Consider the following 20,313-nt stretch of genomic DNA (forward strand, 5'->3'; position numbering starts at 1 on the left):
GGCCGCAACGTAAGTTCAAATTTCGTGCGGAACCTCCCTGTTTGCGCGCATTAAAGATAAAATTTCTACTCATAATAGCTCACTCCCCCAAACTGCTCGTTTACCACGCGCTCTTCGTACTGCTCGTCGCGCGCGCTTAGCGGCTCATCTAGGCTCACGACGCGCCTAAGCCTCATTCCTTTGGGCTCGAGCTCGATGATCTCGTGGCTTAGGCGTGCGGCTTCGAAGCGGTCGTGGGTCACTAAAAGGCAGGCAAGCCCCTCACGCTCGATCTTTGAGACCAAAATTTCGATCAGCACGCCGCGCAGATCGCGATCGAGCCCTACAAACGGCTCATCAAGCAGCGCCAGATCGCAGCCGCTAAGGATCGTGCGCAAAAATGCCGTGCGCTTTTGCATTCCGCCGCTTAGCTCTCGTGGGAATTTATTCAGATCGCTCGGGCTTAGCCCGATCTTTGCGGCGAGGGCGTAAATTTCGTTCACGCCGGCGGGGCTAAAAATTTCGATATTTTTAAGCGCCGTGAGGTTCGGCAGCAGGCGGTTTTCTTGAAACAAAAAGCTAATTTTTTTAAAGCCGTTTTCGATCTGCCCGCTTTTTTTATCCTCCAACCCGCAGACCAGCCGCAAAAGCGAGGTCTTACCGCAACCGCTAGGGCCAAAAAGCGTCTTTACTTCGCCCGCGTGCAGCTGCAGCGAAAAATCGGAAATTATAACGTCGCGTAGAATTTCATAGCGCAGATTTGAAATTTTTAGCATCATCTGCTCCAAGGCATCAGTAAAATTTGAAGCGGCTTGGTCACGAGATAATCGAAAAGCGCCGTAAAGGCTATGACCAGGCACACGTAGGCCATGACCTCGACCGTATCGATATTGACGCGCGCTTCGGCGATCTTTGCGCCGATGCCGTCGTTCGCGCCCAAAAGCTCCGCCATCACAAGCACCTTCGCGCCGTTGCTGACCGCGACGTAGATCGCAGGGAGCAGCCGCTCGATTAGGTGCGGCGCGTAGAGGTAGCGCAGTTTTTTTAAAATTGGGCTTTTGTAGCTGTCGAAAAGCTCGGTGTATTCGGCGCTCACGCTAGCCATCGCCTGCGCCGCGGACGCAAAAGTCATCGGCGCGACGACGATAACGACGGTAAAAAGCACGCTCGTATCGCCGAAATGAAACCAAAATATCGCAAGCACGATCCAAACGATGGGCGGCGTCGAGAGAAGTACGGTAATTAGCGGGTTTAAAAAGGCTCGCAGGCTTTTGAAATACCCGGCCGCAAGCCCGCTGCAAATCCCTGCAAAAAGCGCGAGAAAGGTGCCCGCAAGCGCGCGCTTAAGCGACAAGGCTAGATCGTTTGCGGCGAAATTTTTTAAAATTTCGCACGCCTTAGAAAAAACAGCCGCGGGTTCTGGGAGAATAAGCGGCCCGTAGGCCTCGCTCGCCACCTGCCAGGCGGCTATGAAAAAGCACACCGCCCCTAGGCTCGCAAAGCCGCCCCACAGATAGTCTATGACGTAAAACGCCGGGTTTTGAGCTTTGCGAATTTTATCGATTTTTAGCATAGAAAAAACTCGTCCTTAGGCATTGCGCCGCCGATGAGCTTAGGGTTAAATTCCATTAAAATTTCATAAAATTTCAAAAGCTCGTCCTTGATCTCGCTAGGTTTTTTAACACATAAATTCGACGTATCGATGCTCATAAATATCGCAGGCGGCGGCGCAGGAAAGAAATTCGTCCCGATCGCCGCGGCGCTTTGTTTGTTTGCTTTGATCCACGCAAGCGCGTCTGCCAAATCGGCGTTTAAAATTTCAAAATCCGCCTTTTTAGCGGCGTAAAAATCGGTATCTGCGATGATGCCCGCTTGCAGGATTATGGGCTTTACCGAAAACGCCTGCGCCCACATATCGCTTAAATTTGCTCCTCGTTGCACGGCGATACCAGATACTTTGCCCTTTAAGATCATGGCGCTTGCTAGCGGCTCGACCGTGATCGCGACGTCGTAGTCTTTGGCCAAAAACAGCTGCGCGCTCTCTGCGGGGCTGGCGGTGTAATCGATATTTAGCCCGCTAATGCCCTGCTTTTTCGCTATGGCTCGCACGATGATGTCTAGCATATCGTTTTTAAAAGGCATTACGATCTTTTTGCCCTTCAGCTGCTCAAATTCCGTTATCTTATCGCCCTTACTCATCACGAAATTTAGCCCCTCGGTGAGGATATTTACCATGCCGATCTTGCGACCCTGATTTGCGAGGTTCACCCCCACGTTGCTAGGGCTCATCATGACCTTGTACTCGCCGTTTGCCACGCCTGCGCGCAGCTGATCGGGATCGCGCCAAAGCTCGAGCTTGGCGTCGTATTTTTTGCCGATCTGACCCTGCATGCACGCAACGCCGATGATGAGGCTAGGCATCGCGGGCGCGCCGTAAATAGTAAAAGTCTCCTTTGCAAAAAGAGGGCTAGCAAGCCCGCTAGCCGCCAACGCGGACGTTAGTTTTAAGAAATTTCTTCTTTGCATATTCTCCTCTTTTCATTCCTGCCAAACGGCAAGATTTTGATAATCGATGTGCAATTATATCAAAAACAGGAGTGATTCGGTTTGATTAAGCTCAATAGTCGGCTTTAAATTTTAATGCGCTAAAATTTAAAACGTCCGCAGCGATAAAATTTTATGCTAAAATGGAGAAAATTTCAATCCAAGGACATAAAATGAGAAGCGACATCATCAAAAAAGGCTATACGCGCGCGCCGCACAGAAGCTTGCTAAGAGCGACGGGGCTAAAGGACGAGGATTTTGAAAAGCCCTTCATCGGCGTAGCAAACAGCTTCATCGAGATCATCCCGGGGCACTTTTTCCTCAACAAATACTCCGAAATTTTAAAAGACGAGATCCGCAAAAACGGCTGCGTGCCGTTTGAGTTTAACTGCATCGGCGTGGACGACGGCATCGCGATGGGGCATGCTGGGATGCTTTACAGCCTGCCTAGCCGCGAGCTCATCGCAAACTCGATCGAAACGGTAATGAACGCTCATCAGCTAGACGCTCTGGTCTGCATGCCAAACTGCGATAAAATCGTGCCAGGCATGGTGATGGGCGCGCTTCGCGTGAACGTACCGACGGTTTTCGTTAGCGGCGGTCCGATGAAAAAGGGCTACACCAAAAAAGGCGATCCGATCGACCTGTCTACGGCGTTTGAGGCGGTGGGGAAATTTGAAACCAAAGAGATCAGCGCCGAGGAGCTAAAAGAGATCGAGTGCGCCGCCTGTCCAAGCGGCGGCAGCTGCTCGGGGATGTTTACGGCAAACTCGATGAATACGCTGTGCGAAGCGATGGGTATCGCGCTAAAAGGCAACGGTACCGTGCCTGCGCTCACGCCTGAGCGTGAGGAGCTTATCAGGCAGGCTGGACGTCGCATCTGCGAGATCGCGCTCGATGAAAAATACAAAATCCGCAACATCGTGAACGAAAAATCGATCCAAAACGCCCTCGTAGTCGATATGGCGATGGGCGGCAGCAGCAACACCGTGCTGCACATCCTGGCTATCGCGCGCGAAGCGGGGGTAAATTTACAGATCGCAGGGCTCAACGAGATCAGCTGCAAGATCGCGCATATCGCCAAAATCAGCCCGAGCCTACCAAACGTGCATATGGAGGACATCGACCGCGCGGGCGGCCTAAGCGCCGTGATAAACGAAATTTCACGCCGCGACAACGGCCTGCTGGACCTAGGTGCACCGACCGTCACGGGCGAGAGCCTAGGCGAGCGCGTCGGAGCTAGCGCCATAAAAGACGAATCAGTCATCCGCAAGGTCGAAAATGCCTACTCGCAGGTCGGAGGACTGGCGATTTTGTTTGGAAATTTAGCCGAGCAGGGCTGCGTCATCAAGACCGCGGGCATCATCGGCGAGCGCAAATTTAGCGGCAAGGCGGTCTGCTTTAACAGCCAAGACGAGGCGATAGAGGGGATCTCAAGCGGCAAGGTAAACAAAGGCGACGTGGTCGTCATCCGCTACGAGGGGCCGCGCGGAGGCCCGGGTATGCAGGAGATGCTAAGCCCTACAAGCCTAATCATGGGGCGAGGGCTCGGCGCGGACGTGGCGCTGATCACGGACGGCAGATTTAGCGGCGCTACGAGGGGGCTAAGCGTCGGACACGTGAGCCCCGAAGCTGCCGAGGGCGGCATGATCGGGCTGCTAGAGGACGGCGACGTCATCGACATCGACGTGGATACGTACGCGATCAACGTGCGCCTAAGCGAAGAGCAAATCGCTGAACGCAGAGCTAAATTTAAGCCGATTGAAAAACCACTGCCGTATCGCTGGCTGCGAATGTATCGCAAGCTGGTAACGAACGCTAGCAACGGAGCGATTTTGGAGGCGTAGGGCGCCTTAAATTTTAAACATACCGCCGTAAATTTGAGCAAAATTTACGGCGGTTTTGTTAAATTTACGCGTAGGCTTTCGGCTCTAAATTTTAAAATTTAACCTAGGCGAACGCTTGGTACTTATCAATGTAAGCGCCAATGGGATATCTATTTGAAATTTTACTTATTACACAAACAAGCCGAGCGAAGCGGAAACCTAAATTTAAACTCTGCACGTCGGCATTTTTTAAGCATAAATTTTACTCTAACGCACTTGTTAAAGTAAAACTCTGCCAAGTAGAATTTCAAAATTTACGTGATTGCACCGATAGTGGCATTTAAAATCCGCAAGGTTTTAATAACAAAGCCTCGCGGTGGGTGAAAGCGGAATTTATAATGGAGAAATTTGTAGATGGCGAGGTGAAATTTCGCCGCAAAATTCCAACAACAAAGCCGGCCATCCTCACCATTTTTTATACTCGCCAAGCTTTGCGACGCTATCGAATTTTGTATTTTATCCCTCAAAATTTATGACGCAAGCGAATTAAAAATAAAAGGCGGCTTACTAAAAATTTACAAATCCCTCGGATCGGCGATCTTGCCTGCAACGGCACTAGCTGCGGCGACGGCGGAGTTTGCTAGATACACTTCGCTCGTTCTATCGCCCATGCGGCCGACGAAATTTCGATTGGTCGTGCTTACGCAGCGCTCGCCCACACCCAAAATCCCCATATATCCGCCCAGGCACGCGCCGCAGGTCGGGTTGCTCACGACTGCGCCCGCTTCTACGAAAATATCCCACAGCCCCTCTTTTTGCGCGGCCAAAGCGATCTTTTGCGTCGCAGGCGTGATTATGAGGCGGGTTTTGCGCGCGACCTTGCGACCTTTTAAAATTTGCGCGGCAATCCGCAGATCGGAGAGCCTGCCGTTGGTGCAGCTGCCGATAAAGACCTGATCGACGGCGATATCATCGCGCACCGCTTCGCGCACGCTCTTGCCGTTGCTAGGCAGGAACGGATATGCGATCACCGGATCAAGCTTACTCACATCGATCTGTAAAATTTGCTCATAGTTCGCGCCCTCGTCGGAGTAGTGAAATTTCGGCTCGGCGCGCAAGCTTTTATCCGCCAAAAATTCCTTCGTGATCTCATCGACTGCGACGATACCACTTTTGCCGCCCGCTTCGATTGCCATATTGCAAAGCGAAAATCTGCTATCCATATCCAGATGCTCCAGCGCGTCGCCGCAGAACTCCAAAGCCTTATAGCGCGCGCCGTCCACGCCGATGAGGTGGATTACTTCCAGGATCAGATCCTTGCCGTAGATATGCGGCGCGGGCTTGCCGTGAAAAATTACTTTAATCGTAGGCGGTACTTTAAACCAGTTCCTGCCCGTTATCATCGCAAAAGCTAGATCCGTGCTGCCCATACCGGTCGCAAATGCCCCCAGCGCGCCGTGGGTACAGGTGTGGCTATCCGCGCCGATGATGACGTCGCCGGGCACTACGAGCCCTTTTTCAGGCATCAGCGCGTGCTCGATACCCATATCTTTTTCGTCGAAATAGTTTTTCAAATCGTGCTTGTAAGCAAACTCGCGTGAAATTTTAGCTTGGTTTGCGCTTAAAATATCCTTCGTAGGGATATAGTGATCCATCACGATCGCAAAGCCGTCCGGGTTGGCGAGCTTTTTTGCGCCGCTAAGCTCGAACTGCTTGATCGAAATCGGCGTCGTGATGTCGTTGCCGATAACCATATCAATGGCGCTTTCGATGATCTGTCCCGCAAAAACCGCCTCACCTACGTGCTCGCTAAAAATTTTCTCCGTGATCGTCTGCTTCATAAAATCTCCTTCATATCGGTTAAATTTGCGCGATTTTAGCTAAAAAATCATAAATTTTTGCAATTTTATGTATAATTGAGCCGCAAGGAGCGAGACGATGGAAATTTTAGATATTTTTGCAAACCGCAGAAGCGTAAGAAAATACGCACAGGGGCCGCTTGAGGACGAGGCGCTAGATAAAATTTTAAAAGCGGGCCTGCTTGCGCCGTCGGGGCATGCACGCCGCCCGTGGGAGTTCATCCTCGTACGCAACAAACGGATGCTTGAGCGGCTAAGCGGATGTCGCAGCAGCGGAGCGAATATGCTAAAACAGGCCGCGGCCGCGATCGTCGTGATCGCAGATGAGCAGAAGCAGGACGTCTGGATCGAGGACTGCTCGGTAGCGCTAGGCTACATGCACCTTGCCGCAAGCGCGCTAAATCTCGGCAGCTGCTGGGTGCAGGTAAGATTGCGCGCCGCCGCGGACGGACGCAGCAGCGAGGAGTTTTTGCGCGAGGCGCTGGGCTTTCCGCCAAATTTCAAAGCAGAAGCGATACTGGCCCTCGGCGTGCCGCAGCAGCGCCCTAGCCCGCACGATCTGCAGAAGCTAAATTTAAGCAAAATCCACAAAGAGAAATTTTAACGCGTATGAAGTATCAAAATTTAATTCAAATTTGCGAGTATCTACGCGCCAAACGCTTCCTTTCGCACATTAAACGCGTAGGAGATAACCTTTTTAAAGTTTGCTTCGACGGCGACGAGACGCTGTTTTTCGATATGAATAAATCAGGCTGCAATATCCACGAAAATGACGCTTTTACCGAAGGTAAGGTTTACGCAGCGCCCTTTGATGTGCTACTTGCCAAGCGCTTCGTAAAATCTCGCATCACTTCCGTTAGCGTACCAGAAAATAATAGAATTCTATGCCTTGGCGTGAGCCAAAACGCAAGCTACAAAACCCAAAGCTCAAATATCTACTTCGAATTTACCGGGCGATTTACCAACGTAATAATCACCGATGAAAACGATGTGATTTTAGAGGCACTGCGGCACTTCGAAACGGAATTTAGACAGATCAAGGTAGGCAGAAAACTCCGTCATCTGCCGCCTGCAAATATTAAAGAAGCCCCCGTGCCAAAAATTTCGGACTTTAGAGCATTTTTTCGCGCGGAATTTAACGCGCTAAATACGGATCGCTTAAACTCGCTCAAATCCGCAAAAATCACGGCGCTAAATAAAAAGCTAGACTCGGTGCGCAAGGCTTTAGGCTCTTTGCAAAGCAGCGCCGAACTACTTCGAAGCGCCGAGCTTTTAAGTGCAAAAGCTGCCTTGCTAAAAGAAAATATCTATAAAATTCCAACTAGCGCGCGAGAATTTACGCTGCAAAAAGGAGGCGCCGAAGCGGTAGAATTTAAACTGCAAAAGCCTGCAAGCGCCGCTTTGGGCGAGCTTTACTCCGAGGCAAAGCGTCTGCGCCAAAAGGCTGCAAATATACATATCGAAGAGCAAAATTTAAAGGAGAAACTCGCGTTTTACGAGAATTTAAAATCGCTCATTCTTGCCGCACAGGACGCACACGAGATCGAAATTCTAATGCCTAAGCGCACGCAAACTAGGCAAAAAAGCAAGGAAAAAAATAGCGAATACGTAGCGAACTTTTATCTAGGGGATTTTAAAATCAGCGTCGGTAAAAACGAAAAAGGCAATGAGCTCTTACTAAAAAATAGCTCCAAGTCCGACTATTGGTTTCATCTTAAGGACATTCCAAGCGCACATGTCATCGTAAAGACAAATAAACAAAGTCTAAGCGAAGGGGTAATCGAATTCGCCGCTAAAATTTGTGTGAGCTTCAGTGCAAGTGACAGCGGAAAATATCTCGTCGATTACACCAAACGCCAAAATGTCAAAATCAACGAAGGTGCTTTCGTAAACTACGTAAATTTTAAAACAATCAGCGTTTTAAAGCCGTAATAAGCGAGCTTGCGATATAATTGCTCAAAATAAATTCCAAGGAAATTCTATGAAGCAAAGAATAATCACGGCAAGCATTTTACTCGCCGTATTTTTGGCTCTAATTCTCATAAACGCTAGGTGGTTAAATTTCGCCGTATTTGCGCTGATACTTGTGCTTGCGTTTTTTGAAAGCCTCAAGTTATGGGGTTTAGAGGAAACTAGCAAAAAGTGGCTCGCGCTGGCGATCGCGTTTTTTGCGCTGCTACCATTTACGCAGACCGATGAGCCTTTCGTCTCAGCGCTAAAAGTTAGCATCCTAATGATCCTATGCGTCGCCTCTGTCGTGGCCTTTACCAAGGGTCCTAGCCTAAAGATCACGCTTCCTTTCATCTATCCCGTTGCGCCGATATTTTTTATGTGGGCGGCTTACGATGATTTCGGGGAAGTTTTTCACTTCGTTTGGCTGATCTTTATTATCGTAGCTAGCGATAGCGGCGCGTATTTTATCGGTAGAGCTTTCGGCAAAACTCCGCTAAGCGCTAGCTCGCCGAATAAAACCGTAGAAGGCGTGCTAGGCGGTCTTGCACTCGCGCTTATCGTTAGCCTCATTTATGCGCGCATCTTTACCAATATGCCACCGCTTGAAATTTTAGGAAAAACCATCATCATAGCAATTTTTGGCGTATTCGGCGATCTGTTTGAAAGCTACCTAAAACGCGCGGCGGGTCTTAAAGACAGCGGCGCGCTCTTTCCCGGACACGGCGGGATCTTAGACCGCATCGACGGCTATATGTTCGGCGCAATCGCGATGGCGATAGTCTATTCATGGTAGTTTTAGGCTCTACGGGCTCTATCGGCACAAACACCCTAGACGTAGCCGCTCGCAGCGGCAGTATGATTGAAGCGCTTAGCTGCGGACGCAATATCAAGCTTTTAAACGAACAGATCGCAAAATTTCATCCTCGTCTCGTCTGCATCGCGGACGCGCAGCAGAAAAGCGCAGTAGATCACGAGCGCGTATTTTGCGGCGCAGATGGAATTTTACAGATGCTTGCGGAGTGCAAAAGCACGACCGTGGTAAACGCTCTCGTAGGCTTTGCGGGTATGATGCCTAGCCTAAAAACCCAAGAGCTCGGCAAAAGGCTCTGTCTAGCCAACAAAGAAAGCCTGGTCGTCGGCGGGAAATTTCTGCAAACGGATAAAATTTACCCGATCGACAGCGAGCATTTCGGGCTGAAATTTTTGCTCAGCAATGCCAAAATCCCCGTTTTGCGCCTAATCATCACGGCTAGCGGCGGCGCGTTTTACGACGTGCCGCTAACGCAGCTGGGCTCGCTCACGCCGCAAAATGCCCTCAATCACCCCAACTGGAAGATGGGCGCAAAGATCACGATCGACAGCGCCACGATGGCGAATAAGCTTTTTGAGGTGATCGAGGCGTTTTGGCTCTACGGCACGCGCGAGATCGATGCGCTCATCGAGCGCACCTCACAGATCCACGCGCTGGTCGAATTCGCAGACGGCTCTACGACGGCGCACATTAGCAGGGCCGATATGCGTCTAGCTATCGCACACGCGATGTTTAGCGGCGACGTACGGGAACAGATCACAGCGCCCGTGGATCTGTGCGCCCTGCGACCGATAGAATTTAAGCCGATCGACGAGATGAAATTTCAAATTTTTACCCTCAAAGACGTGCTGCTAGCAAACCCCGATCTGGGCGTCGTTATCAACGCCGCGAACGAAGCGGGCGTAAATGCGTTTTTGCAGCAGCGGTGCCGCTTTACCGACATTGCGCGCGTCGTGCTGAAGTGCGCGGAGAAATTTAACTCGCCTAGCGTAACGGACGCGGACGCGCTTACGGCGGTGGATGCGAGCGTGCGAGCGTATGCAAACGAGCTGCTGAAATTTAACGGGGAGCTTTAAGCCTAGCTTTGCCTGCTTAAATTTAGAGTTTAAATTTGAGCTATCTTGCCGCAAGCAGTGAAATTTAGGATCGAAAATTGTTGGACGTACAAACTATCGTAAATTTGGAAAAAGAGCGCCGCAAGCTGCTGCAAAGCCGCATAAAATGGAAAATAATAAGCCTGCTTAAAGCCTGTGCGATATTTATCCCGCTGATTTGTTTGATGATATACAAGGTCCGCGGAGAGAAAATATCTTTTGAGCTGCTATCGGAAATTTTATTTGATCTAATAATGCTGTACTTTGCATATAGGTTCTTTTACGAAAAAACCTATAAAGTCAAAACGCGAGAATTCGCGCTACAATACAAAGCCCTCTACATAGCACCCTACGTCGAAAATCTAGGATACAAATACAACAGATTCGGTGCCATAGCTTTGGAACAAGATATTGAGCATAGCGGGCTTTTTGGAGAATACGCGAACTTTGGCGGAGATGATTTGATATTCGGAAACATAGACGGCGTAGATTTTAGCTTCGGCGATATTTGGCTATCAAAAGACTTCGATAAAAAATTTTTGGTTTTGGCGTCTAAAAAGAAATACATTGAACCGTTCCAGGGTCTTTTTTTCGTGGCGGATTTTCATAAAAAGATCGGATCTGATGTTTTTATTCTCCCCAGCATAACGAAGCTGCAAACCTTCGCCTCCGAAAGCAATGCGTGGCTTCGCAAGATGGATAACGCAAAATTCGACAAATCCTTCGCGGTCTATGCGAAAGACCCGCTCGCCGCTGCGTATGTGCTAACGCCGGCGCTGATGGAGAAAATTTTATTTTTAAAAGTGCTTACGAAATCATACATTGAACTTAGCTTCAGAAAAAACAAAATTTATATAAAAATACCTCGTCTATACGATAGCTTTGAGCCCGATCTAAGTAAGCCGATACGAGGCGACAAGCTCGCGAGCAAGATACAAATCGATCTGGACGCGATGCTACAAATCGTAAAAATTCTAAAGCTGAATGAAAAAATTTGGACGTCTTAACGGGCGCAAGGCGGAGCGAGGCAAGCGGGCGAAATAAGACAGGGCAAGGCAAGTAGATGAAACGAGGCGGGGCGGGGAAAAGCGACTAGATAAAACAAAGCGGAGCAGAATAGGCTGCTGAGGCAAAACACGCGAGCGCCGCGCAAGCGCGATAAAATTCCGCGCGGGATTGCGAAATTTTAGTAATAGGATAAAATTCCGCGCGGGATTGCGGCAAAATCGTGAAATTTCGCGTAGAATTTCGACGGGATTTGATGTCGCGGCGAAATCTTGTATAGAATTTCGGCGGAATTTTACGAAAAATTAAAATTTGCTTGCTATTGAGAGATTTTTTTGATATACTGCCGTTTCTTTTTGGCCCCGTAACTCAGTTGGTAGAGTGTCACCTTGACATGGTGGAAGTCGTTGGTTCAAGTCCAATCGGGACCACCATTTAAGCTATTTTTAAGTTTTAATCACTTCATTTTCGCGCACAGCACCTGTCTTAAATTTAGTTATTCCAACCCCTTTCATTTTTATTTTAGATATAATTTTTCCAAAATACTACGAGATCGATTAGCCGATCGATGAGGTAAATTCATTCGCCAACCGATTAAATTTAAAAAGGAGTATCGGCGATATATGGAACAGTATGTTATAAAAACATTAGACTATTGCGCAGAAAAGGGACTGCAGCTACAATGGGAAAAGGACTTCGCGATCTCCGTCAATACTCTCGAAAACGAAGTTACTATAAGGGCGAATAAAAGCGGGCTTATATCTCTTGCCAGGCATCTGCTTACTTTAGCGCAAGATTCCGTGCCGAAACATTCGCATATACATCTGGATGAGTATAATTCGCTTGAGGAAGGCTCGTCAGAACTTATAAACCAAAAAGATACCGAGCGATAAAGATAAATTTTTATGCTAAAGGAAGGCGACAATGAGAGAAAAACACATTGTAGAGTTATTATCCTCCGCAATCGAAGGAGACGGGATCATATCCGTAGTATTTAAATTTTTCCATATAGATTGGGAATACACGCTAGAGGAGCTCGATCTAATTATAAATTTTGGTATAAAAAATGGCGATCTTCTTATAGAAGATATGCATGATGAAAACAAGCACTACGACAAAATAGATTGGCGGCTAGATAATGTGTATCAAGAGATCGTTATGGTAGATATTTACAAATATATGCCATTGCTATTTTCTAAATATCCGACGGTACCGGATCCTTATAGGCAGTTCATTACGGAATGAAATTTGCGTATGACAGCACGGATAAAAATATAAAATTTAAGATCATACGGTATGGCGCAAAACACGATGAGCAAAGCAGATCATAACGAAAAGGAGCAGCAAAATGCTAGATAGAATTGCCGCTTTTTTGACAGGCATAATGTGCTTCTTATATCTTATAAATTTTGCGGTACATAAACATGTAAAGATAGGCGAGAAATATATTAATTTTGATGATGCGGGTAGTTTGTGGATATTACCTGCAATCGCATTTATAGTCATAGGTATTTCTGGCTTTTATTTTGCCTTCCGCTCTGAAAAGAACATAAAAAGATACCCGAAATATATGTGGTGTAAGGACTGCTTTAAATTTTACATGTACGAGGATGTCAAAAATACGGATCAAATTTGCCCGGACTGCGGCAAAAAGCTTACGGAGTATAATGACGGCGACTACTGGCGAAGAAACGCCTCCGATCAAAGCGCTAAAGTTCCGAAGATCAAAAAGCGTAAATTTAAAAAGCGATGAAATTTTGATTTGTTATACGAGGAATATATAAAAATGCTAAATAGACTTTTTGCGCTGATCGGCTTTTTCGCTTTTTTCGCATGGAGACTGGCAGCCGCTTTATTGGGGAGAGTTGATATAAAACCCGGCTTTATGGCATCAGTAAAATTTGATAGTATATATCTGCGTATAATAATTGGAACTTTATGCTTTGCGGCGTGCGCTTTCTTTTTATATCTCGCATTTCGCCCTGAAAAAAGCATAAAATATTATCCTAAATTTATGCGCTGCAAAGGGTGTCTTAAATTTTATAATTTCTTGGACGTTAAAGATAGGAGGGTTTGCCCTAAATGCGGAGGCGCGCTGCAAGATTATGCCGAGATAGAAAAGTGGAATCAAATAGAAAAGAATAAAAAGCTTGAAAGATATTTTAAATTTGAAAAAGAGTGGCTAAAGATGATAAAAAAACAAGGGAGCGAGAAATAAAATGATAAATTATAAAAATATCGGCTCTATTTGTGAGCTTAACTCTTTGTCTAAAAGCAGCTCGGATATATATTTGCTTATCGGATCGCACTTTATGGATAAGATAGATATCTTTAGTAATATCGCAACGGATTTTCTTATAGGCGTCAAGTGGATATTCTTCTACGCAGAGAAAGCGTCGCAATTAGAAGATATCTTTGATAGCTTTATAGAGCGGCACGATTTATTGGATATAGTTACATTGTCATACGGAATCGATGAAAAAACGGAGCTTGTAAATCTATTTTTATCCAAGATTACTCCAACAACTATGGGCGTATCAATATTAGATGAGAAAAATGCCGCCGAAAGCGAGCTATTGCATGAAATTCTAAAAGGCGTAAATGATAAAAATAGCGATAAAATTTAAAATAAGGTGAAATATGCAGCAAAATGAAGAATTGTATTATTTAATAGCTGGATTTCTATCCGATTGGTGCGATATAGAGCTGTTTTGCGATGAATTTTATAAGATGTATGATTTGGAATCGCAATATTGTGTAACCAATAAAGCGGAAGAGCAGGCATTAAAAGAATTGGATATGATGGCGGGTAGATTTTCTGAGTTTGATGAAGATTTTAAAAAGGCTCCTAACATATTTTTTAAAGAAGGCGAGATAAGGCAAAAGACAGAAGAAATTTTTCGATTATTTTCTAATATCAAAATTTCAAAAGAGGAATTTTTTAGATTTTTGAAAGAACAGAGAGGGCTAAATTTTTCGATTGGCGTTGATTTGGGCGAAGGCTATGTAATGTGCCCGAATTGCTCTAATGCAATGAAGGTAGATGGACGCCAAAGCGTAATTACATGCGATAATAAATATTGTATCACTAAGTTTATCAATCCTTTAGCGAAATTAACGCTTGCGGAGATTAAGATTGGAAATGAATAAAATTTGATTTAGACAAAATAATTTAATACAAAATTTATGGAGAAAATAGATGCTTAATTTAGAAGGGCAGGAATTCCGCGTAAAGAGTATTTATGATAATATCGAGGAGGCTTCTAGCATAAAGTAGCAAAAAATGTATTGGCTGAATGAGAACAACGTAGAGGGCTATATTTCATCGTATATAGAGCTAATGTGTACACTTTTTGATGATTTTGATTTCGACGATTTTGTAAAAAATACGGCTTGTCGTTTAGGATTCCCACTAAAACTTATAGAATTATTGCAAGAATTTAGAGATACTATAAAAAATTATCAAGCCAAAGACGAAACCGATGATCGCGCCATTATAGAGGATCCAAATTGGCATATCGTAGTAGAAAAGGCGCGAGACGTCATAAAAGAATGGAATAAATACGATTTAGGCTCGAACGATAGAGCATTTAAATTAAATTAGGTAGTAAAAAACAAAAAATAGGATTTTAATATGATAAAAAATGAATTTGAATTTTTAATTGCCTCCGTGCCGGATAGAGAAAAAGTAGTAGCCGAGATCTGGCATATGGGCAGAGAGGCTTTAATAGAGATCAACCATGAAACGAATAAGCTTTTGGTCGCTGCTACCGAGACTCGGCATAATATCAATTTTTACGAGCTTATATGGGCGCTATATGCTGGGGGATTATGGCTAAAAGATGGAAATCAAACACCGAATTTTACGGAGCAATTTGAGAAATTTTCAAAAAGAAACGGAAGATGTTCGAAAAATATCTTTAAATTTACAAGATATGAGAATAAAGTGAGTATAGAACATAAAGGCAATCTAATAGCGCATGTCATAAAAGATGGCGACGCCCTATCGGTAGGTTTGTTAAATTTTGGATTTGAATTAAAAGACTGCGTAGAGCTCGAAAATTTCGTATGGGCTTTGCAAAATTCTAGGAAACTGCTAGATAGCGCGGTCAGCTGAGTATCGCGGCAAAAACATCTATAAAGGATAATAAAATGACCGATTATTTCGTAAGAAAAGAAAGCGCTATAAAATTAAATAAGCTTTTGGGGTTAGATTCTACGGGAAATGAGCAGGATTGGGAGCTAGAATTAGCAGATATCGGCAAAATTACGTCAATGATAAATCTACTAGAAAACAAGACATTAAATTTCCAAGACAAGATTGCTCTGTCGCATTTAATTGTTGCTTCGTTTGAGAAAGAGGATGAAGAGCTAGGCACAGTGAGCAAAGATAGGGTTAAAATATTTGCAGACTTTCTGGGCGATAACTTACAAATTAAAAATATCATAAGAGAATACTGGGTAGTTGCGTATGGGAATTTGAGTAGAAATTTAGCCTATTTGATATTTGAGGATAAATAAAGGTATTAAATTGTGAAATTCTGAATAACAAACGATTAATGCATACGAGCAAGCACTAGCGCATAGTTTTGCGCACGGCTCGTTTATAAACAATTCCAAGATATCCAAGCCAAAAAATAATTTACAAACGAATGACAGATAATACAGGTCAAGTCCTAGCGACCAAGCAAAAGGTGGAGGGAATGGGCTTAAATTTAATTAAGTTCGCTCCAAATTTAACCCGCTCCGGCGCATTAAATTTTATGATAAATTTACGTTTAGGCACTCGGATATCCCTAAGTCCGAGTGCGTTAAATTTCAAATTTAAAACTGTCCGAAAAGATCGTTCAGCGCCTCGCTGATGCTCGGGTGCGTAAAAATTTGGTTTTTGAAAAAGTCCGCCTTCGCGCCCAGCGCCATGGCGATCGCCAGCTCATTAACGATCTCGTGCGCGTTTACGCAGTGAAGCGCCGCACCTAAAATTTCGCCGCTAGCCGCGTCCACGACCGCTTTCATCATTCCCTCGTCATGCGCTACGACCTTGGCGCCCGGCACCGCCGCCATCGAAAGCTTCAACACCTTGATCTCGCGTCCGCTCGCTCTTGCTTTGCGCTCGCTAAGGCCGATGCGAGCTAGCGGCGTGCGGGTAAACAGCACGCTTGCATGCGGTGCGCGGTTTTTCGTAGTGCGCGCGCCGTCTCCGAAAAGCGCGCTAAAAATGATCCTAAAATCGTCTAAGCTCGTGTAGGTAAACATCTCGCCGCCGCGCACGTCGCCTGCCGCGTAGATGCTCGCGGCCGAGCTTTGCAGATGTTCGTTCGTGATGATATTGCCGTATACGTCCGTCTGCACCCCAGCAGCGGCTAAATTTAGCTCGCCCGTATTTGCGCGACGACCGAGGGCGTATAAAAACGCATCCGCCACGATCGTTTCGCTCTCGCCCGCGAGGTTAAATTTTAGCTCCCCGCCCTTTAAGCTCAAAAACTCGCAGCCTTCGATAATCTCCACGCCTTGGGCCTGCAGAGCGGATTTGGCGCTGGCAGCCACGTCCTCATCCTCGTTTTTCATAAATTTCGAGCGCATCAGCACGCTTACTTTCGAGCCGAATCCCGCAAACATCGAAGCAAACTCAAGCCCGATAAATCCGCCGCCGATGATTACTAGATGCTTCGGCAGGATCTTTAAATTTAAAATTTCTTCGCTACTATAAGCGATCTGCGAGCTTACCTCAAAGCTAGGCTCGACCTCCCTCGAGCCCGTATTTACGACGATCGTTTCTGCCGAAATTTCACGTGTTTGTCCGTCAGGACTTAGCACGCGCACGGAATTCGCGCTCGTAAATGAGCCCTCGCCATCGATTACATCGATATTTGGGCTTCCCTTTAGCATGGCTAAATTTTTCGCCCTCAGCGCCTCTACGAGCTCGTCCTTTTTCTGCATGCTCAGCACGAAATACTCTCCGAGCACGCTGAAATTTACGAAGCCAGCTTCCTTGCTCGCCGTAACTAGTCGCTTGGTCGGGATGCAGCCTACGTTGATGCAGGTGCCGCCGTACATTTGCGGCGAGCGCTCGATGAGAGCGACCTTTTTACCTAGCGCGGCGGATTTTGCGGCAAGGGTTTTGCCTGCTTTGCCAAAGCCTATTACGATGATATCATAATCCATTTTTAATCCTTTTGATCTGAAATTTCGCGGGATTATAAGAGGTTTTATTAAATTTAAAATCTGAGTGGCGCAAATTTAAAGGCGCAGGCAAGCGGCGCGAAATTCCACGACGAAATTTTAACTTCGGCACAGAATTTAATACAGAAAATAAAAATTTCAGCTCTAATCGTTTCAAAAATTTTGCATCAATAGAATTAAAATTTTAAGTGCGGGATACGTGGCATTTTATAGCGCTTGGTAACGGATAGAATCCAAGCTACAAAATCCAAGTCCCAAACCGCTCATAAAATTTAAAGGTGCGAAAAACGCGGAATTTGCGCTGTAAAATTCCGCCATTAGCGCTTTTTTACGCCGAGCAAAAACATATCGATGCGGTCTTTGATTAGCTCGCTCGCTTTGAAATTTAGCTTTTCGTCGAAAAACAGCAGCCTGCTAAAATGCGGCTCTCTAAGCAAAAAGCAAAAATATAGCGCTAGGCTTTTTGCCGTGCGTCCGGGCGCAAACTCGTCCTCATGCGCCGCCAAATACTCATCCAGCGCATTCGGCGAACCTAGCACGCCGCTTTTTAAAAAGATTTTTGGGCTCTCGCTAAGCGCTCCGTTAAAGCCGCTGAAAAGCATCAGTCGGTAGAATTTTATCGCTTCCGGAGCGAAAAGAAACTCCAGATAAATCCCTGCAAACTCCTGCAGATACTCACGCAATTTTAGGTCTTTATTAATTCGCATGCGCTCGTTCATGCGCTCATCGAGCTTTTTGCTTTGCAATTCGATGATGCGCAAAAATAGGCTTTCTTTGTTATCAAAATACTTATAAACCGACGATAGCGAGCCGCCGCTAAGCTCGATGATATCGCTTAAGCTCGTAGCCTCGTAACCTTTGGCTAAAAACAGCTCCAGCGCCGCGTCTAAAATGAGCTTGCAGCGAATTTCGGATTTTTTATATTTAGGCGATTCGGGCATTTCGCCTCCTTTGAAATACTAAAATTTTTTGTAAGTGTATAAAAAATATACTTAATTAAGCAACATTATTGGGCTAAAATTCTAAAAGCTCAGCAAAAAATAATTTTGCGCGGCTTTGCAAGCGAAGCGAAATTTTATATCTAGCGGGCGCAAGCGAGCGGAATTTATCGCGCGCCAGCTGCGATAAAGCGGAATCTATCTTTGTAAACGAAGCGTTTAATGCCTATTTTAGGCAAATTTAGCAATAATTACCTAAAACGCTAAAAGGCATCTTTGTATGAAAAAAGTCTCGATCGGCGAAGCAGCCGAAATTTTAGGAATTTCAAAAGAAGCCGTCTATAACCGTATCCGCAGAAATTCCTTGCGCGCCGAGGAAAGCGGCGGCGTACGCTACGTGCTTTTAGATGATGAAATGCAAAGCGAGCCCGCTTCGCAAAGCTCTGCGAAAAGCTCGCGTACTAGTGGCACAGCTGGCACTCAAAGCTTCATCGACTATCTCATCAAAGAAATCTCCGAACTAAAGGGCAAAATCGAAGCACTACAAAGCGATAAGGACAGACTTCACAAAGAAAAAGAGGAAATTTTAATCGCCTCGAAAGATGAAATCAAGCTGATGTATAAAGAGCGCGATGAGAAGCTCAGGTATTTTTTGTCGTTTTTCGACAAACCGCTGCTTTCGAACAAAAGTCGCGAGGTCAAACCCTATGATGTCGAAATCAAAGAAAAAACTTTTGATCGCAGCGAATGGACGAGCCTTGCAAAATTCGTAAAATCGCTCAAACGCAAAAAGCGCCTCAAAGCGCAAAGCTTAATCATCGAAAACATCGGCAAGAGCGAGTTTATCCGCGTCGAGGGAAACGAGCTTTTGATAAATCAAAGCCTAGATATAAAATCACTGAAAGGATCTAAATGAAACTACGCAAAATCGCTAGCTATGCGCTGGTAAGCGGCTTCGGCCTCGTTATGACGGGCTCGCTAGCGGGCTGCGACGATAAGGAGCAGGAGCAAAACGTCCGCTTGCAAGAGGGCGCGCTCGTGCGGCTCGAAGAGGTCGCGCCGGGAAAATATAAAATTTTAGAGGAATTTCCGAGCGAAAAGACCCAGATCATCTTAAAATCGCTCGACGGCACGGAGAGAATTTTAAGCGACGAGGAAACCAAAGCCCTTCTAGCCGAAGAAAACGCCAAAATCGACGCCGGCACTTCAAATTTGACGAACCAAAACGCGCAGCTTAGCAGCGGCGGCATGAGCCTGGGCGAAGCGATCTTGGCAAGCGCTGCGGGAGCCATCATCGGCTCGTGGATCGGCGGCAAGCTGTTTAACAACCCCGCCTATCAAAGCCAGCGCCAAACCGCCTATAAAAGCCCGAGCGCCTACTCCAGAAGCGTCGATAGCTTCAATCAAGCAAAGCAGCAAAACGCCAAGGCGCGAAGCGGCAGAAGCGGATTTTTCGGCGGAAGCAAAAGCGGCAAGAGCGGCGGATTTTTCGGCGGCTAAGCACGCTTTGAAACATACGGCGGCTCTGCGCGGCGAGTTTAAATTTTAACACGCGGCACTTGAAAGCGAGCAAAATTCCGTCGCAGCAGAATTTTAGCTAAAACGAAAGCGCGCTCCGTGTTGCACGTCTTTGGTGAAATTTGATACGACGAAATTCCGTATCGCTCGGGGGACAATGTCCTACGGCTACGTTATCGCTAGAAAAAATTTTATGGTGCGCGTAGTGATTTGCAATCCTTACGCGGCGAGGTTGTCAAGATAAAATTCCGCGCCGCTACGCGTATAGCAGTTTGTAATTATTGCCGCGGCGATGTTATGACGAGGCGGAATTCGCGCCCGCTGCCGAGCGCATCGAATCGCATTTTTTACTGAGGCATTGCCACGCGGCGAAATTTTGATATGAAAGGCAGCGTCGTGCGATAAAATTTTATATTGCGACGCGACGTTAAGGCTAGCGAGGTCGTGCTGCGACGGAAGTTTTATCACCGCATCTGCGATACGAAATTTCGTATCGCAGCGCTTCTTGTGGCAAATTTTATATCGCCGAGCGGTGCCAAAGTGAGTAAATTTTACCCGAGCGAAATCCAGGTCGTAGTGGCGTGCGATCAAGACGTGTCGCAG

Annotated in this window: 23 protein-coding genes and 1 tRNA gene; 18 read left to right on the forward strand and 6 right to left on the reverse strand. The window is 46.3% G+C overall.

Going from position 1 to position 20,313, the window contains the following annotated elements; genetic code table 11:
* Positions 1-65: 65 nt before the first annotated feature.
* The 3 genes from Q0101_RS08505 to Q0101_RS08515 are packed head-to-tail and all read right to left on the reverse strand — an operon-like array spanning position 66 to position 2,505.
* A complete protein-coding gene (locus Q0101_RS08505) occupies positions 66-755 on the reverse strand; it encodes an ATP-binding cassette domain-containing protein (protein ID WP_297944356.1) in 690 nt (229 codons plus the stop codon).
* The gene (locus Q0101_RS08510; protein WP_297944359.1) at positions 755-1,552 is read right to left on the reverse strand and encodes an ABC transporter permease; all 798 of its coding nucleotides are present in this window, start codon (positions 1,550-1,552) and stop codon (positions 755-757) included. Before Q0101_RS08510 ends, Q0101_RS08505 begins: the two co-directional genes overlap by 1 nt.
* Positions 1,546-2,505 (reverse strand): ABC transporter substrate-binding protein, encoded by a 960-nt coding sequence (locus tag Q0101_RS08515; protein ID WP_297944361.1) that lies wholly within the window; start codon positions 2,503-2,505, stop codon positions 1,546-1,548. Before Q0101_RS08515 ends, Q0101_RS08510 begins: the two co-directional genes overlap by 7 nt.
* Positions 2,506-2,696: 191 nt before the next feature.
* On the opposite strand from Q0101_RS08515, the gene ilvD reads away from it, so the two are divergent.
* The gene (ilvD, locus tag Q0101_RS08520) at positions 2,697-4,370 is read left to right on the forward strand and encodes a dihydroxy-acid dehydratase (protein ID WP_297944364.1); all 1,674 of its coding nucleotides are present in this window, start codon (positions 2,697-2,699) and stop codon (positions 4,368-4,370) included.
* A gap of 554 nt (positions 4,371-4,924) precedes the next feature.
* Here the strand turns inward: ilvD and Q0101_RS08525 are convergent.
* On the reverse strand, positions 4,925-6,190 hold the full coding sequence (locus tag Q0101_RS08525; protein ID WP_297944367.1) for a 3-isopropylmalate dehydratase large subunit: 1,266 nt from the start codon (positions 6,188-6,190) through the stop codon (positions 4,925-4,927).
* Between the two features lie 97 nt (positions 6,191-6,287).
* Between Q0101_RS08525 and Q0101_RS08530 the strand changes: the two genes are divergently transcribed.
* The 15 genes from Q0101_RS08530 to Q0101_RS08600 all read left to right on the forward strand — a co-directional run bounded on the left by Q0101_RS08530 (position 6,288) and on the right by Q0101_RS08600 (position 15,592).
* The gene (locus Q0101_RS08530) at positions 6,288-6,812 is read left to right on the forward strand and encodes a nitroreductase family protein (RefSeq protein ID WP_297944368.1); all 525 of its coding nucleotides are present in this window, start codon (positions 6,288-6,290) and stop codon (positions 6,810-6,812) included.
* A gap of 5 nt (positions 6,813-6,817) precedes the next feature.
* Positions 6,818-8,140 carry an NFACT RNA binding domain-containing protein gene (locus Q0101_RS08535; RefSeq protein ID WP_297944371.1) on the forward strand — a complete coding sequence of 441 codons (1,323 nt, stop codon included), beginning with the start codon at positions 6,818-6,820 and terminating at the stop codon, positions 8,138-8,140.
* Between the two features lie 49 nt (positions 8,141-8,189).
* A complete protein-coding gene (locus tag Q0101_RS08540) occupies positions 8,190-8,954 on the forward strand; it encodes a phosphatidate cytidylyltransferase (protein ID WP_005872778.1) in 765 nt (254 codons plus the stop codon).
* A complete protein-coding gene (gene dxr, locus Q0101_RS08545; RefSeq protein WP_297944374.1) occupies positions 8,948-10,048 on the forward strand; it encodes a 1-deoxy-D-xylulose-5-phosphate reductoisomerase in 1,101 nt (366 codons plus the stop codon). The genes Q0101_RS08540 and dxr overlap by 7 nt, the downstream gene beginning before the upstream one ends.
* Before the next feature lie 80 nt (positions 10,049-10,128).
* Positions 10,129-11,073, forward strand: a complete 945-nt coding sequence (locus Q0101_RS08550; RefSeq protein ID WP_297944377.1) for a DUF3137 domain-containing protein — start codon at positions 10,129-10,131, stop codon at positions 11,071-11,073.
* A 356-nt stretch (positions 11,074-11,429) separates the two neighbouring features.
* A tRNA-Val gene (locus Q0101_RS08555) sits at positions 11,430-11,505 on the forward strand.
* A gap of 189 nt (positions 11,506-11,694) precedes the next feature.
* Positions 11,695-11,964, forward strand: a complete 270-nt coding sequence (locus tag Q0101_RS08560) for a hypothetical protein (RefSeq protein ID WP_297944380.1) — start codon at positions 11,695-11,697, stop codon at positions 11,962-11,964.
* Between the two features lie 31 nt (positions 11,965-11,995).
* Positions 11,996-12,316, forward strand: a complete 321-nt coding sequence (locus Q0101_RS08565) for a hypothetical protein (protein WP_297944382.1) — start codon at positions 11,996-11,998, stop codon at positions 12,314-12,316.
* A 103-nt stretch (positions 12,317-12,419) separates the two neighbouring features.
* Complete coding sequence (locus tag Q0101_RS08570; protein WP_297944385.1) at positions 12,420-12,824, forward strand: hypothetical protein; 405 nt, start codon at positions 12,420-12,422, stop codon at positions 12,822-12,824.
* Positions 12,825-12,857: 33 nt separating this feature from the next.
* Complete coding sequence (locus Q0101_RS08575) at positions 12,858-13,289, forward strand: hypothetical protein (protein WP_297944389.1); 432 nt, start codon at positions 12,858-12,860, stop codon at positions 13,287-13,289.
* 1 nt (position 13,290) lies between these two features.
* On the forward strand, positions 13,291-13,698 hold the full coding sequence (locus Q0101_RS08580; protein ID WP_297944392.1) for a hypothetical protein: 408 nt from the start codon (positions 13,291-13,293) through the stop codon (positions 13,696-13,698).
* A 13-nt stretch (positions 13,699-13,711) separates the two neighbouring features.
* Positions 13,712-14,221, forward strand: coding sequence for a hypothetical protein (locus Q0101_RS08585; RefSeq protein WP_297944395.1), 510 nt, complete (start codon positions 13,712-13,714; stop codon positions 14,219-14,221).
* Positions 14,222-14,354: 133 nt separating this feature from the next.
* The gene (locus Q0101_RS08590; protein WP_297944398.1) at positions 14,355-14,675 is read left to right on the forward strand and encodes a hypothetical protein; all 321 of its coding nucleotides are present in this window, start codon (positions 14,355-14,357) and stop codon (positions 14,673-14,675) included.
* A gap of 30 nt (positions 14,676-14,705) precedes the next feature.
* Positions 14,706-15,188, forward strand: a complete 483-nt coding sequence (locus Q0101_RS08595) for a hypothetical protein (RefSeq protein WP_297944401.1) — start codon at positions 14,706-14,708, stop codon at positions 15,186-15,188.
* 35 nt (positions 15,189-15,223) lie between these two features.
* Positions 15,224-15,592, forward strand: coding sequence for a hypothetical protein (locus Q0101_RS08600; RefSeq protein WP_297944404.1), 369 nt, complete (start codon positions 15,224-15,226; stop codon positions 15,590-15,592).
* A 303-nt stretch (positions 15,593-15,895) separates the two neighbouring features.
* Here Q0101_RS08600 and Q0101_RS08605 read toward each other — a convergent pair whose 3' ends face one another.
* Positions 15,896-17,236 carry an FAD-dependent oxidoreductase gene (locus Q0101_RS08605; protein ID WP_297944406.1) on the reverse strand — a complete coding sequence of 447 codons (1,341 nt, stop codon included), beginning with the start codon at positions 17,234-17,236 and terminating at the stop codon, positions 15,896-15,898.
* A 335-nt stretch (positions 17,237-17,571) separates the two neighbouring features.
* The gene (locus tag Q0101_RS08610) at positions 17,572-18,195 is read right to left on the reverse strand and encodes a TetR/AcrR family transcriptional regulator (RefSeq protein WP_297944409.1); all 624 of its coding nucleotides are present in this window, start codon (positions 18,193-18,195) and stop codon (positions 17,572-17,574) included.
* A 277-nt stretch (positions 18,196-18,472) separates the two neighbouring features.
* Here Q0101_RS08610 and Q0101_RS08615 point away from each other — a divergent pair, with 277 nt between their 5' ends.
* Both Q0101_RS08615 and Q0101_RS08620 read left to right on the forward strand, forming a co-directional pair.
* On the forward strand, positions 18,473-19,108 hold the full coding sequence (locus Q0101_RS08615) for a helix-turn-helix domain-containing protein (RefSeq protein WP_297944412.1): 636 nt from the start codon (positions 18,473-18,475) through the stop codon (positions 19,106-19,108).
* A complete protein-coding gene (locus Q0101_RS08620; RefSeq protein ID WP_297944415.1) occupies positions 19,105-19,692 on the forward strand; it encodes a UPF0323 family lipoprotein in 588 nt (195 codons plus the stop codon). The genes Q0101_RS08615 and Q0101_RS08620 overlap by 4 nt, the downstream gene beginning before the upstream one ends.
* The last annotated feature ends 621 nt before the right edge of the window (positions 19,693-20,313 follow it).

It is taken from the genome of uncultured Campylobacter sp., from assembly GCF_937921625.1.
Lineage (GTDB): Bacteria > Campylobacterota > Campylobacteria > Campylobacterales > Campylobacteraceae > Campylobacter_B.

What these genes read in the sequence shown, in the direction of transcription:
- Q0101_RS08505 (WP_297944356.1), bottom strand. Translation starts at nt 755, where the DNA reads ATGCTAAAAATTTCAAATCTGCGCTATGAAATTCTACGCGACGTTATA.
- Q0101_RS08510 (WP_297944359.1), bottom strand. Translation starts at nt 1,552, where the DNA reads ATGCTAAAAATCGATAAAATTCGCAAAGCTCAAAACCCGGCGTTTTAC.
- Q0101_RS08515 (WP_297944361.1), bottom strand. Translation starts at nt 2,505, where the DNA reads ATGCAAAGAAGAAATTTCTTAAAACTAACGTCCGCGTTGGCGGCTAGC.
- ilvD (WP_297944364.1), top strand. Translation starts at nt 2,697, where the DNA reads ATGAGAAGCGACATCATCAAAAAAGGCTATACGCGCGCGCCGCACAGA.
- Q0101_RS08525 (WP_297944367.1), bottom strand. Translation starts at nt 6,190, where the DNA reads ATGAAGCAGACGATCACGGAGAAAATTTTTAGCGAGCACGTAGGTGAG.
- Q0101_RS08530 (WP_297944368.1), top strand. Translation starts at nt 6,288, where the DNA reads ATGGAAATTTTAGATATTTTTGCAAACCGCAGAAGCGTAAGAAAATAC.
- Q0101_RS08535 (WP_297944371.1), top strand. Translation starts at nt 6,818, where the DNA reads ATGAAGTATCAAAATTTAATTCAAATTTGCGAGTATCTACGCGCCAAA.
- Q0101_RS08540 (WP_005872778.1), top strand. Translation starts at nt 8,190, where the DNA reads ATGAAGCAAAGAATAATCACGGCAAGCATTTTACTCGCCGTATTTTTG.
- dxr (WP_297944374.1), top strand. Translation starts at nt 8,948, where the DNA reads ATGGTAGTTTTAGGCTCTACGGGCTCTATCGGCACAAACACCCTAGAC.
- Q0101_RS08560 (WP_297944380.1), top strand. Translation starts at nt 11,695, where the DNA reads ATGGAACAGTATGTTATAAAAACATTAGACTATTGCGCAGAAAAGGGA.
- Q0101_RS08565 (WP_297944382.1), top strand. Translation starts at nt 11,996, where the DNA reads ATGAGAGAAAAACACATTGTAGAGTTATTATCCTCCGCAATCGAAGGA.
- Q0101_RS08570 (WP_297944385.1), top strand. Translation starts at nt 12,420, where the DNA reads ATGCTAGATAGAATTGCCGCTTTTTTGACAGGCATAATGTGCTTCTTA.
- Q0101_RS08575 (WP_297944389.1), top strand. Translation starts at nt 12,858, where the DNA reads ATGCTAAATAGACTTTTTGCGCTGATCGGCTTTTTCGCTTTTTTCGCA.
- Q0101_RS08580 (WP_297944392.1), top strand. Translation starts at nt 13,291, where the DNA reads ATGATAAATTATAAAAATATCGGCTCTATTTGTGAGCTTAACTCTTTG.
- Q0101_RS08585 (WP_297944395.1), top strand. Translation starts at nt 13,712, where the DNA reads ATGCAGCAAAATGAAGAATTGTATTATTTAATAGCTGGATTTCTATCC.
- Q0101_RS08590 (WP_297944398.1), top strand. Translation starts at nt 14,355, where the DNA reads ATGTATTGGCTGAATGAGAACAACGTAGAGGGCTATATTTCATCGTAT.
- Q0101_RS08595 (WP_297944401.1), top strand. Translation starts at nt 14,706, where the DNA reads ATGATAAAAAATGAATTTGAATTTTTAATTGCCTCCGTGCCGGATAGA.
- Q0101_RS08600 (WP_297944404.1), top strand. Translation starts at nt 15,224, where the DNA reads ATGACCGATTATTTCGTAAGAAAAGAAAGCGCTATAAAATTAAATAAG.
- Q0101_RS08605 (WP_297944406.1), bottom strand. Translation starts at nt 17,236, where the DNA reads ATGGATTATGATATCATCGTAATAGGCTTTGGCAAAGCAGGCAAAACC.
- Q0101_RS08610 (WP_297944409.1), bottom strand. Translation starts at nt 18,195, where the DNA reads ATGCCCGAATCGCCTAAATATAAAAAATCCGAAATTCGCTGCAAGCTC.
- Q0101_RS08615 (WP_297944412.1), top strand. Translation starts at nt 18,473, where the DNA reads ATGAAAAAAGTCTCGATCGGCGAAGCAGCCGAAATTTTAGGAATTTCA.
- Q0101_RS08620 (WP_297944415.1), top strand. Translation starts at nt 19,105, where the DNA reads ATGAAACTACGCAAAATCGCTAGCTATGCGCTGGTAAGCGGCTTCGGC.